We start from the raw sequence: 12,602 nt of genomic DNA, 5'->3' as shown, positions 1-12,602 counted from the left end.
CTTTAATTAACTGACGGGGCAAGGGCGCGGATTTCATTTTTATTGAACATCAGCTCCAGCTGAGTGCCCTGTTCAAACAGCCGCTCTGAGGAGCGGTTCAGCAGATCCACGGTCAGTGCGCCCAGCCCAGTATCCACCTGATAACGGATAATATTGCCCAGTAACTGACTGTCACGGATTGTACCTGAAACCGGGTGAGAAATGTGTTCCCCGTACTGTCTTCCGGCCTCACGCACATAAATGGATTCCGGGCGGATCGCCACAATGCCGCTGAGATTCAGGCCGAGCAGGCTGTTGGCGTTGTGCGCGCTGACCAGATTGTAATGCCCCATAAAACGTGCGACAAACTCATTGGCGGGCTGGGTGTAGAGGTTTTCGGCGGTATCGCTCTGCACGATTTCACCCTTGTTCATCAGGAAGATACGGTCAGACATCAGCATGGCTTCTTCCTGGTCGTGGGTGACAAAAATGGTGGTCAGATTCAGCTCGCGCTGGATCTGACGGATTTGCTGGCGCAGATGTTTGCGGATCTGCGCATCCAGCGCGGAGAGCGGTTCATCCAGCAGCAGAATGCGCGGTTTCATCACCAGTGCCCGTGCCAGTGCCACACGCTGCCGCTGGCCGCCGGAAAGCTGATGCGGCAGATGCTGTTCTTTTCCTTTCAGACCCACCAGCTCAATCACCTCTGCAACGGATTTGCGCTGTTCATTTTCCGGGACTTTCTGCATCTTCAGACCGAAAGCAATGTTGCGTTCAGTGGTCATATTCGGAAACAGCGCATAGCTCTGAAACACCATGCCGATTTCCCGCTGCTGTGGCGGAGATGAAGTAATATCCTGTTTATTCACATAAATTCTGCCGTCATTGACCGGTTCCAGCCCGGCGAGACAACGCAGCAAGGTAGATTTACCGCAGCCGCTCGGGCCGAGCAGAGTAATAAATTCCCCTTTGCTGACAGAAAAATTCAGACCGGAAAAGACCGGAGTGGCAGCAAAGGATTTTGTCAGGTTTTCAGCAATTACATAGCTCATCAGTGATTCCTCAGCGGCTTAAGCGTGTCGCGATCAGGGTCAGGATCAGGGTGAAAATAAAGTAGCTTGCCACCAGTGCGGAGGTGAAGTGCCCGCTGGTCTGGCGCATGTTATAGAGATAGATTTGCAGGGTTTCGTAACGGGTGCCGACCAGGATATTGGCAAATACAAACTCGCCGAACAGGAAGGAGAAGGCGATCAGCAGCGACACCAGCAACCCTTTGCGGATATTTGGCACCACCACCAGCAGAAACGCCTTAAAAGTACCTGCACCGAGCAGATGAGCGGCATCCAGTAAATCTTTCAGCGGCACGCCGTTCAGGCTGTTGGCCAGCGCCCGGTACATAAACGGCAGGGTGATGGTGAAATAGGTACCGATCAGAATCCACGGGGTACCGGCAATCGGCAGCGGCCCGTCAGCGAACAGCTGCAGTAATCCGACGGAAGAGACCACCGGCGGCACGGCAAACGGCAGAATAATCAGGATCTCCATCAGCCCTTTCAGCCGCGGGAAGTAATAAAACACGGCAAACACCAGCGGCAGGATCACCAGGGTGCTGATGGCAAGGGTGACAAAACAGATAAACAGCGAACGGCCGAACGCGGCAAGAAAACGCGGATCCTGCCACAGTTTCAGATACCACTGTAATGTCAGGCCGTCCGGCAGCACCGTGGCACCCCAGCGGGTGGAGAAGGAATACAGCAGGGTCGCGATAATCGGTAACAGCAGCAGGATCACAATCAGGCTGAGCATGATTTTGTGATAACGCGCCATGGACGGCGGATTGAGTGTGAGATCAGCACTTGGCATGGTAACTCCGTTTCAGCAGCCAGTGATAGACAGCAGTGATGAATCCGAGGATAACCATCAGCAGGACAGAGAGTGCCGCCGCCATATTCGGCTCCAGGAACAGGTCGCCGGACACCAGGCTGGCGATACGGATGGTCACCATATTGTAGTTCCCGGTGGTCAGCGCATAAGTGGAGGCATAAGCCCCGGCGGCATTGGCGAACAGAATGATAAAGGTGCCGAGCAGCGCCGGCGAAAGCACCGGCAGCGCGACATAGCGCCAGTAGGCCGGGCGGCCGGCCCCCATGGTTTTGGCGGCATCCTCCCACTCCGGTTTCAGGGCATCAAACGCCGGATAGAGCAGCAGGATCCCCAGCGGGATCTGAAAATAGAGATAAATCAGCATCAGCCCGGCAGCGCTGTAGAGATTGAAATCCTCAATCACTCCCCAGGCTTTCAGTTGCAGGGTGATGGCGCCGTTGACGCCGAGAATGATAATGAAAGCAAACGCCAGCGGCACACCGCTGAAGTTGCCGGTCATATTGGTAAAGGCAATCAGCCAGCGGCGCGGACGCGGCGGGACGTGCTGTAAGGAGGCGGCAAACAGTGCGGCGAGGATCAGCCCGCCGACCGCCGATACCCCGGAAATCCACAGGGTGTTTTCAAAGGACTGAATATAAAAAGGGCTGCTGAAGATTTCGGTAAAGTTACCGAATGACCAGGCATCTTCATACACAAAGCTGTTGATAATCACCCATAACATCGGCGCAAGCTGGAAAAGCGCGAACAGCAGCGCGGCAGGGAGCAGTAACAGCATCGGTTTCAGCGGCAGACGGCGTGACAGAGGGCGGGTATGTTGCTTACTTTTCATCGCGGTCAGCTCCGGCAGAATATCAGCCATGTTGCGTCTCCCGCAGCAGGCGCGGTACAGCGGCTTTGTTGTATCCGCTCAGGCCGAGCAACCGGCAGATGGTGCCGCACAGCTGTGTCTGCTGCACCGGAAGATCGGCCTCATGAGAGAAGGCGTCACCGGTAACAAACAGCGGCACCGCACGCTCTTCATCCAGAATCCCGCCGTGTGAGCGATCATTATTCATGCCGTGATCACTGGTCACCAGCACCTGATAACCCGCTTCCAGCCACGCAGGCAGATACGCGGAGAGCAGGCCGTCTGCACGGCGGGCGCTGTTGCGGTATTGCTGTGAATCCCCGCCGGATTTATGACCGGCATCGTCAATATTCATCGGGTGAATAAGCAGGAAATCGGGATGGTATTGACGGCGTAAATATTCCGCATCGAGGAATAAATGATCATCCGGATAGTGATCCGCCTGATAAAAACAGCCGTGTTGTATCGCAAGCGAATCATCGTGAGTGAAACGGTCACGGACTGCATCAAACGGGGCGCGGTTATACAGCTCACTGATCCAGTGATAAGCGGCGGCAGCGGTGGTTTTTCCGGCTTTTTGTGCGAGGGAGAAAATACTGTCGTTGTGTGACAGGCGCACCACCTGATTGTGCACCACGCCGCTGTCAACCGGGCGCACGCCGGTCAGAATACATTCATACAGCGGGCGGGAGAGCGAGGGCAGTTCACAGCTCAGGCGGTACAGTGTGGCGTCCCCGGATTCAGCTAACCCCTGCATAAAGCCCATGCAGTCATGGGCTGTGCGGTAGTTTAAGCCATCCAGAACAACCAGGATAACTGGGTTATTCATTGTCATTCCGTTAATTCATGTTGATGATAACGTTCTGCTGCCACAGTTTCGGCAACTGGCGGGAGGTTTTTTCCCAGCCGTCAAAATCGGTAATCGGTTTGGCTTTGCTGTACTGGGATTCCGGCAGCAGTTTGGCTTTGATATCGTCCGGCAGGGTCAGGTGTGCCGCGCGGATAGGGCGGGCATATCCTTCGGCCAGGTTGAGCTGTCCTTTATCACTGAAAATAAACTCACGGGCCAGTTTGGCAGCGTTCGGGTTCTTCGCGTATTTATTAATAATAGTGGTGTAACCGGAGGTGACAGAGCCGTCAGACGGGATCACCACGGTAAAGCGTTTGGCATCAATCTGGTCGCGGTAGTTAAGGGCGTTGAAATCCCACATTACCGCCACTTCCACTTCCCCTTTTTCCAGGTTGGCCACGCTCGGGTCATTCAGGGATAAACGTTTCTGTTTGGCGAGATCGGCAAACAACTCAATCGCCGGCTGAATATTGGTTTCATTACCGCCGAGGGCAAAGGCCGCAGACAGCACGCCGCTGTTAGCCTGTGCCGCGATACCGACATCACCGATTGTCACGCGGTAGTTACCGCTGCGCAGATCAGCCCAGCTTTTCGGCTGTTCTTTGACAAGGTCATTATTGATGATGAATGCAATGGTGCCGGTATAGGCCAGCGCCCAGTTACCGTCTTTATCTTTTGCCCAGTCCGGGATCTGATCCCAGGTGGTGGGTTTATAAGGCTGCACCACATCTTTCTGAACGGCGACAGGGCCGAAGGCGGCACCGACATCCCCGATATCTGCGGTGGCATTACTTTTTTCAGCCGCAAACTTGGCAATTTCCTGAGCAGAGCTCATGTCGGTATCCTGATGGCGGATACTGTAGAGTTTTTCAAGATCAGACCAGGTGCCTTTCCAGTTGGCCCAGGTATCCGGCATCCCGACACTGTAAACCACGCCCTCTTTTTTGGCGGCGGCAATCAGTTCTTCAGGAATGGTGTTTTGTCCGGCAGAGAACGCAGAAAAAGAGGCGGAAACAGCAACGGCGGTCAGCAATATTTTGGCAGCAGGAAAACGTGTCATAAAACCCTCGTCAGTTAACTGATTCAGTATCAGTGGTGAGGCTAGGGTATGACGCGTTTGTGACAGGCAACTGACACCCGTGTGACACTTTTCTGACAGCCGGGTGACAGGGAAATGCATGCCCCGTTATGCCGAGTATTCTCCCCGCAAACGGAGTATGATTTAATCCATTATTATTTCATTAACATGATGTCTCTATTATGCAGCAGATTTTAACGGGCAATGAAACCGGCTACTGGGTTATCAGCGCGGATAACCGCGTCTGGCTGCCGGAAGGACAACTGCCGGAGGGCAGTGCGGCACAATGGATGCTGACCGGGAAACCGGCGGTGCGTATCGGGGAGTGGCAGGGGCTGCCGGTCTGGCTGATCCGCGAAAAAATGCGTTCCGATATGTGTTCGCCGCGCATTATTGCCGCAGAGAATGATGACCTCTTCAAAATGGCCGGACGCGGCGTGCAACTGGCGGAATTCTACCGCTCGCACCGTTATTGCGGCTACTGCGGTGCGGCGATGAAATACAGTGAAAGTGAGTGGGCGTGTCTGTGTGACAGCTGCCGCGAACGTTACTATCCGCAGATAGCGCCGTGTATTATTGTCGGCATCCGCCGTCATGACTCTATTCTGCTTGCACAGCACCGCCGCCACAAAAGCGCGCCGTTGTTTACCGTACTCGCCGGGTTTGTCGAAGTCGGCGAAACCCTGGAAGAAGCTGTCGCCCGTGAGGTGATGGAAGAGAGCCGGATTGAGATTCAGAATATCCGTTATGTCTCCTCGCAGCCGTGGCCGTTCCCGCACTCGCTGATGATGGGATTCCTGGCGGATTATGCGGATGGTGAAATTCATCACGATCCGTCAGAGCTGCTCAGTGCAGACTGGTACCGCTATGATAATCTGCCGGTTATTCCGCCGCCGGATACCATTGCCCGCCGTCTGATTGAAGATACAGTCGTACTGTGCCGTCAGGATGACGAAGACGCGTAACACCGCCCTGACCCCGGGCGGCAGGCGTGCTACAATGGGTTTTATTCAGGACGTCAATACGTTACGCGGCCAACAACTTTTTGGAGTCTGTCATGAGTGAACTGAAAAACGACCGCTATCTGCGGGCATTACTGCGTCAGCCGGTGGATGTCACCCCCGTGTGGATGATGCGCCAGGCCGGGCGTTATCTGCCTGAATATAAAGCCACCCGCGAACAGGCGGGGGATTTTATGGCGCTGTGCAAAAACACCGAACTGGCCTGTGAAGTAACTCTGCAGCCGCTGCGTCGTTTTCCGCTGGATGCGGCAATTCTCTTTTCCGATATTCTCACCATTCCTGATGCGATGGGTCTCGGGCTCTATTTTGAAACCGGTGAAGGGCCGCGCTTTGTGCATCCGATCCAGAATGCCCGTGATGTTGAAAAACTGCCGGTGCCGGATCCGGAACAGGAACTCGGTTATGTCATGAATGCCGTGCGCGCCATCCGCAAAGCCCTGAACGGCGATGTGCCGCTGATTGGTTTCTCCGGCAGCCCGTGGACACTGGCAACCTATATGGTGGAAGGCGGCAGCAGCAAAGCCTTTACCAAAATCAAAAAGATGATGTATGCCGAACCGCAGACCCTGCACCTGCTGCTGGATAAACTGGCGGACAGCGTGATCCTCTATCTCAATGCGCAGATTAAAGCCGGTGCGCAGTCCGTGATGATCTTTGATACCTGGGGCGGCGTGCTGACCGGGCGTGATTACCGTGAGTTTTCACTCAATTACATGCACAAGATTGTCGATGGTCTGATCCGCGAAAATGACGGTCGCCGTGTACCGGTCACTCTGTTCACCAAAGGCGGCGGACAGTGGCTGGAAGCGATGGCAGAAACCGGCTGTGATGCGCTGGGGCTGGACTGGACCACAGATATCGCGGATGCCCGCCGCCGGGTCGGTAGTAAAGTGGCGTTACAGGGCAATATGGATCCGTCCATGCTCTATGCATCACCTGCCCGCATTGAAGCGGAAGTGGCATCTATCCTCGCCGGTTTTGGTCAGGGCGAAGGGCATGTGTTCAACCTCGGACACGGCATCCACCAGGATGTTCCGCCTGAGCATGCCGGTGCATTCGTTGAATCTGTTCACCGCCTGTCAGCCAAATATCATCAGGGCTGATCACTGACAGACCACGGAGGTCACCATGACAGCCATCGACACCCGCGCCCTGAAAGCACGGCAGACAGAACTGGCACAACGGGTCAGTCTGCAGGATGTGCCGCTTAATCCCCGCTATATCGCGGGGGTGGATATCGGCTTTGAGGACGGGGGAAACGTCACCCGGGCTGCTGTGGTGATCCTCACCTGGCCTGAACTGGAAGTGGCGGAGTATCAGACCGCCCGCATTCCCACACAACTGCCCTATATTCCGGGGCTGCTCTCCTTCCGTGAAATCCCCGCCGCACTTGCCGCGTGGGAGAAACTGACCTTAAAACCGGATCTGGTGCTGGTGGACGGCCAGGGGCGCGCTCATCCGCGCCGTCTCGGCGTTGCCGGGCATCTCGGGGTGCTGCTGGATTTACCTGCCATCGGTGTGGCCAAAAGCCGGTTGTGCGGCACGTTTGAACCGCTGACGGAAGAGGCCGGTGCACAATCGCTGCTGACAGACAAAGGTGAGCCGCTCGGCTGGGTCTGGCGCAGCAAAAACCGCTGCAATCCGCTGTTCATTTCACCCGGTCATCATATGAGTATTGACACCGCACTGACCTGGGTAAAAGCCCTGACGCGCGGCTATCGCCTGCCTGAACCGACCCGCTGGGCTGATGGCATTGCCTCAAATCGAACATTTTTTGTCCGGTTGAAACGGAAATTTCCCGATTTTCCACGTAAAGATGTGGATATCACGGATTTTCAGGTAAACTGCGGCTCACATCAGAGTAACGAGTAAAGCGGAATGTTAAAGAACCCGATCCACTTACGGCTGGAAAAACTGGAAAGCTGGCAGCATCTCACCTTCACGGCTTGTCTGTGCGAGAGAATGTACCCGAATTATGCCGTTTTTTGTCAGCAGACCGGGTTTACCGATCCGTCGCTTTACCGGCGTATTCTGGATCTCATCTGGGAAGTCCTGACTGTCAAAGACGCAAAAGTGAACTTTGATAACCAGCTGGAAAAGCTGGAAGACATTATCCCTGATGGAGACGACTATGATATTTACGGTGTGTATCCGGCGATTGATGCCTGCGCGGCACTCAGTGAGCTTATCCATACCCGCCTGAGCGGGGAAACACTGGAGCACGCTATTGCGGTCAGTGAGATTTCAGTCGGCACTGTCGCGGTACTGGAAATGACACAAGCCGGACGCGAAATGTCCGACGACGAATTAAATGAATTGCCCGCTGTTGAAGAAGAGTGGGACATTCAGTGGGAAATTTACCGCTTATTGGCCGCCTGCGAAGAGCGCGATATTGAGTTGATAAAAGGCTTGAAATCCGATCTCCGGGATGCGGGGATCAGCAATATTGGCGTTAGTTTAGGCGATTAAATCAAAAAACGTGATTTAAGCCTATAAATGCCGGTGTTAAAGGCTTCACAATTGCCCCGTCTCTGGTCTACAGTGGGGGGCGAAAAGAAGTGGCTATCGGGGCGCGTGTATCAGGGCTGTCAAAAGGCACATCCGACGCACTCGATGCTTTGCAAACGATAAACACACTGTAAGGATATTTTATGAATAAGACTCAATTGATTGATGCTATCGCAGAAAAAGCAGAGCTGTCTAAAGCACAAGCTAAAGCAGCGCTGGAATCAACTCTGGCGGCCATCACTGACTCTCTGAAAGAAGGCGATGCTGTACAATTAGTTGGCTTCGGTACTTTTAAAGTTAACCATCGTGCAGAGCGTACTGGCCGTAACCCGCAGACCGGTAAAGAAATCAAAATTGCAGCAGCAAACGTGCCTGCTTTCACTGCCGGTAAAGCACTGAAAGATTCAGTAAAATAATTGCGTTGCAAAAACAGATTGATAGAGGGGGATTTCGTCCCCTTTTGTTGATCAGACAGGGGCTGCTTGCACTGGGCTTTGGCTCATTGCTCAGCGCCTGCTCTGTTCAGCCTGACTTTCCTCCCTTCAGCGCGTCCGGTTATATCGCGGACGACGGCGCTGTCAGAATGTGGCGTCTCAACGCTGACAACCAACCCCGTGTCCTGATGAGTGTTTTCAGTCCCTACCGCAGCGGACAACAGACCGTCGTCACCGTTTATGAATACCGCAGAGGCCAGCTCTGGCAGATCCGTGCAGAATATCTGGGCGATAACGGTTTTTCTGAACAGATACGGCTGGATCACGAGGGCAATACCATCTTTATGCAGCGTGATAAAGACGGGCATAAATCCCCGCTGACCGCAGACGAAATCACCCGGATGACCTTTGTGGCGGACAGACAGCTGACACTTAACAGCGCACTGGTGATCGGTGATATCCGGCTGAAACAGGGGCAGTGGCGTGACAGCTATGTCACGGATTGTCAGGGTAATAAATCCTACATTGAATTTGATGCGGAAACAGAACAGTTCCTGGCGAAGCGTCAGCGCAGCAGCGCATCACCTATCTACATTGCATGGCTGGATTCACCGGAAGGACGGGAAATTCTGCTGGCGGCAAATGATAACTTCTGTAAATGGGAACCTACGGAAGATTCACTGTAAATCTCCCGCAGGGTATTAACGTGGTTTACTTATTCAGACGGGCAATAGCACGGTAGCCGATATCACTGCGGCAAAATGCATCATCCCAGTGAATATGTTTCAGTGCGGCATAAGCCTGTTTCTGCGCCTGAGCAATATCCTCACCCAGTGCCGTCACACACAACACCCGGCCGCCGTCAGTCACAACCGCACCTTCTTTCAGTGCTGTTCCGGCCTGGAAAACTTTGCAGTCTGCTTCCTGAATATCCAGTCCGCTGATCACATCACCTTTACGGTAATCACCCGGATAACCACCGGCTGCCATCACCACACCAAGCGCCGGACGCGGATCCCACAGCGAGGTTTTTCCCGCCAGTTTTCCCTGCGCACCGGCAAGGCAGAGCTCAACCAGGTCTGACTGTAACCGCATCATAATCGGCTGGGTTTCCGGATCACCAAAGCGACAGTTAAATTCAATCACTTTCGGCTCGCCGTGTTCATCAATCATCAGCCCGGCGTATAAAAAGCCCTGATAGGTGTGACCTTCCGCCGCCATACCTTCAACGGTCGGGTAAATCACTTTTTCCATCACCCGCTGATGAACGGCATCGGTCACCACTGGTGCCGGGGAGTAAGCGCCCATACCGCCGGTGTTTGGCCCGGTGTCATTGTCACCGACCCGTTTGTGATCCTGGCTGGTCGCCATCGGCACCACATTTTTACCGTCCACCATGACGATAAAACTGGCTTCTTCGCCGGTCAGGAACTCTTCAATCACAATGCGGTGCCCGGCATCGCCGAAAGCATTACCGGCCAGCATGTCATGTACCGCGTCCTGTGCTTCTTTCAGGGTCATGGCGACGATCACGCCTTTACCGGCCGCCAGGCCGTCAGCTTTGATCACCACCGGTGCACCGGTTTTGTCCAGATAAGCCAGTGCTGGTTCAACCTCAGTAAAGTTCTGATAGTCCGCCGTCGGGATATGGTGACGCGCCAGAAAATCTTTGGTGAATGCTTTGGAGCCTTCCAGCTGCGCGGCACCTTTGGCCGGGCCGAAGATAGTCAGACCGGCTGCATTGAATGCATCAACCACGCCCATCACCAGTGGTGCTTCCGGGCCGACAATGGTCAGGCCGATATTATTGGCGCGGGCAAAGGCCACCAGGCCGTCAATATCTGTCGCACTGATATCCACATTGGTCAGGTTTGGTTCCTGTGCGGTACCGGCGTTACCGGGCGCGACATAAACATTGGCTGCCAGCGGGGATTGTGCAGCTTTCCAGGCCAGCGCATGTTCGCGTCCGCCATTACCGATAATCAGGATATTCATAAGTCAGCTCCGGGTATTAATGACGGAAATGGCGCATGCCGGTGAAAATCATCGCGATATTGTGTTCATCTGCTGCTGCAATGACTTCGTCATCACGGATAGAGCCACCCGGCTGGATCACGCAGGTAATACCGACAGCGGCTGCTGCATCAATACCATCACGGAACGGGAAGAACGCATCGGATGCCATGGCGCATCCCGCCACTTCCAGCCCTTCGTCACCGGCTTTGATGCCGGCAATTTTCGCGGAGTAAACGCGGCTCATCTGACCGGCACCCACGCCGATGGTCATATTATTCTTTGAATAAACAATGGCATTGGACTTAACAAACTTCGCCACTTTCCAGCAGAACAGGGCATCTTTCAGTTCCTGCTCTGTCGGCTGACGTTTGCTGACTACTTTCAGGTCAGTATCACCGACCATTCCGAGATCGCGATCCTGCACCAGCAGACCGCCGTTCACCCGTTTGAAATCAAGGGCGGCAACCGGATGCTGCCACTGACCGCAGGTCAGCACGCGGACATTCTGTTTTGCCGCGAGAACCGGCAGCGCATCTTCCGCGACGGACGGGGCAATAATCACTTCCACAAACTGGCGTTCGGTAATTTCTGCCGCAGTTTGGGCATCCAGTTCGCGGTTAAACGCGATAATACCGCCGAAAGCGGAAGTCGGGTCAGTTTTAAAGGCGTTGTCATAGGCGGTCAGTAAGGTATCAGCAATGGCTACACCACACGGGTTGGCGTGTTTGACGATCACACAGGCCGGTTTATCAAACTGTTTCACACATTCAAGGGCAGCATCCGTATCCGCGATATTATTATAAGAGAGGGCTTTACCCTGTAACTGCACTGCAGTACTGATGGACGCTTCCTGAATATTCTCTTCTATATAGAAGGCGGCATTCTGATGGCTGTTTTCGCCGTAGCGCATGTCCTGCTTCTTAATAAAGTTGAGATTCAGGGTACGCGGGAACTGACCGGAAGGCTGAGTGGTATCGCCGAAGTACGGTTTGACTTTCTGACCGAAATAGTTGGCGATCATGCTGTCATAGGCCGCGGTATGCTCAAAGGCTTTGATGGCGAGGTCAAAACGGGTATCGAAACTCAGGCTGTTTTGTCCGGCATCCATCTCGGCAATGATATTGCTGTAGTCACTGCTTTTTACCACAATCGCCACATCTTTATGGTTCTTCGCGGCGGAGCGCACCATGGTCGGCCCGCCGATATCGATATTTTCAACCGCGTCTTCCAATGTGCAGCCGGGTTTTGCCACGGTTTCCGCAAACGGATAGAGATTCACAACCACCATATCAATAGCGGAAATCTGATGCTTCGCCATAATCTCATCATCTGTGCCGCGGCGGCCGAGGATCCCGCCGTGTACTTTCGGATGCAGGGTTTTGACACGCCCGTCCATCATTTCCGGAAAACCGGTGTAATCGGAGACTTCAGTCACCGGCAGACCGGCGTCAGCCAGCAGGCGGGCAGTACCGCCGGTTGATAACAATTCAACACCACGGGCGGAAAGAGCCTGAGCAAATTCAGTGATGCCGGTTTTGTCAGAGACACTGAGCAGGGCACGACGGATAGGGCGAGGCTGTTGCATGAGTTTGGATCCCTTGAATTCAACGAATAAATGACAATAGGTTGCAGGTGAAATCGGTGTATCTCATAAGATTTCAAAACCCGGAGTAAAAAGCAACGGTACACGAATGCAGCAGATTGTAACGCAAACGTTTGCGTGATGCTTGTGAATTTTGTGATTTTTTACCATCTGTGGATAACCTTGTGTGTAACCCGGTATAAACAGGGGTTTTGCTGGGGAATGCAGCAAACAGTCAAAAAATCGAAAATTAACACTTGTCTTCTGAAAGCGACTCCCTATAATGCACCTCCACTGACACGGAACAACGCGCTAACACGCGGTCCGGCAGGAAAAAAGAGAACGGCAGATAAGAAATTATCGCTTGACTCGAAGGGGCTGAAAACGTAATATACGCAGCCT

Annotated in this window: 13 protein-coding genes; 6 read left to right on the top strand and 7 right to left on the bottom strand. The window is 53.8% G+C overall.

Annotation, left to right across the window (positions count from 1 at the left end; all coding sequences use genetic code 11):
* Positions 1-2: 2 nt before the first annotated feature.
* From HMPREF3119_RS18405 to HMPREF3119_RS18385, 5 genes are read right to left on the bottom strand one after another with little or no spacing between them, the layout of a single operon-like run.
* Positions 3-1,031, bottom strand: coding sequence for an ABC transporter ATP-binding protein (locus HMPREF3119_RS18405; RefSeq protein ID WP_036419172.1), 1,029 nt, complete (start codon positions 1,029-1,031; stop codon positions 3-5).
* A 10-nt stretch (positions 1,032-1,041) separates the two neighbouring features.
* The gene (locus HMPREF3119_RS18400) at positions 1,042-1,842 is read right to left on the bottom strand and encodes an ABC transporter permease (protein WP_004242280.1); all 801 of its coding nucleotides are present in this window, start codon (positions 1,840-1,842) and stop codon (positions 1,042-1,044) included.
* A complete protein-coding gene (locus tag HMPREF3119_RS18395) occupies positions 1,829-2,722 on the bottom strand; it encodes an ABC transporter permease (protein WP_079549440.1) in 894 nt (297 codons plus the stop codon). The genes HMPREF3119_RS18400 and HMPREF3119_RS18395 overlap by 14 nt, the downstream gene beginning before the upstream one ends.
* The gene (locus tag HMPREF3119_RS18390; protein WP_070580520.1) at positions 2,715-3,539 is read right to left on the bottom strand and encodes an alkaline phosphatase family protein; all 825 of its coding nucleotides are present in this window, start codon (positions 3,537-3,539) and stop codon (positions 2,715-2,717) included. The genes HMPREF3119_RS18395 and HMPREF3119_RS18390 overlap by 8 nt, the downstream gene beginning before the upstream one ends.
* Positions 3,540-3,549: 10 nt before the next feature.
* On the bottom strand, positions 3,550-4,620 hold the full coding sequence (locus HMPREF3119_RS18385; RefSeq protein ID WP_015422414.1) for an ABC transporter substrate-binding protein: 1,071 nt from the start codon (positions 4,618-4,620) through the stop codon (positions 3,550-3,552).
* Positions 4,621-4,820: 200 nt separating this feature from the next.
* Between HMPREF3119_RS18385 and nudC the strand changes: the two genes are divergently transcribed.
* From nudC to HMPREF3119_RS18355, 6 genes are all read left to right on the top strand, one after another.
* On the top strand, positions 4,821-5,603 hold the full coding sequence (gene nudC, locus HMPREF3119_RS18380) for an NAD(+) diphosphatase (RefSeq protein WP_004242276.1): 783 nt from the start codon (positions 4,821-4,823) through the stop codon (positions 5,601-5,603).
* 92 nt (positions 5,604-5,695) lie between these two features.
* A complete protein-coding gene (hemE, locus tag HMPREF3119_RS18375; RefSeq protein ID WP_004242275.1) occupies positions 5,696-6,763 on the top strand; it encodes a uroporphyrinogen decarboxylase in 1,068 nt (355 codons plus the stop codon).
* Positions 6,764-6,797: 34 nt separating this feature from the next.
* Positions 6,798-7,532 carry a deoxyribonuclease V gene (gene nfi, locus HMPREF3119_RS18370; protein WP_246829300.1) on the top strand — a complete coding sequence of 245 codons (735 nt, stop codon included), beginning with the start codon at positions 6,798-6,800 and terminating at the stop codon, positions 7,530-7,532.
* A 6-nt stretch (positions 7,533-7,538) separates the two neighbouring features.
* Complete coding sequence (locus tag HMPREF3119_RS18365) at positions 7,539-8,129, top strand: YjaG family protein (RefSeq protein WP_004242272.1); 591 nt, start codon at positions 7,539-7,541, stop codon at positions 8,127-8,129.
* A gap of 182 nt (positions 8,130-8,311) precedes the next feature.
* Complete coding sequence (hupA, locus tag HMPREF3119_RS18360) at positions 8,312-8,584, top strand: nucleoid-associated protein HU-alpha (RefSeq protein WP_004242271.1); 273 nt, start codon at positions 8,312-8,314, stop codon at positions 8,582-8,584.
* A gap of 44 nt (positions 8,585-8,628) precedes the next feature.
* Complete coding sequence (locus tag HMPREF3119_RS18355; protein ID WP_223302437.1) at positions 8,629-9,288, top strand: DUF1481 domain-containing protein; 660 nt, start codon at positions 8,629-8,631, stop codon at positions 9,286-9,288.
* A gap of 25 nt (positions 9,289-9,313) precedes the next feature.
* Here the strand turns inward: HMPREF3119_RS18355 and purD are convergent, their stop codons facing one another.
* Positions 9,314-10,597: a phosphoribosylamine--glycine ligase gene (purD, locus tag HMPREF3119_RS18350; protein WP_004904118.1), complete on the bottom strand. Its 1,284-nt coding sequence runs from the start codon at positions 10,595-10,597 to the stop codon at positions 9,314-9,316.
* A 16-nt stretch (positions 10,598-10,613) separates the two neighbouring features.
* The gene (gene purH / locus HMPREF3119_RS18345; protein WP_070580517.1) at positions 10,614-12,203 is read right to left on the bottom strand and encodes a bifunctional phosphoribosylaminoimidazolecarboxamide formyltransferase/IMP cyclohydrolase; all 1,590 of its coding nucleotides are present in this window, start codon (positions 12,201-12,203) and stop codon (positions 10,614-10,616) included.
* Positions 12,204-12,602 lie beyond the last annotated feature (399 nt).

It is taken from the genome of Morganella sp. HMSC11D09 (assembly GCF_001807955.1).
Lineage (GTDB): Bacteria > Pseudomonadota > Gammaproteobacteria > Enterobacterales > Enterobacteriaceae > Morganella > Morganella morganii.
This window is presented reverse-complemented; position numbering and strand designations above follow the sequence as displayed.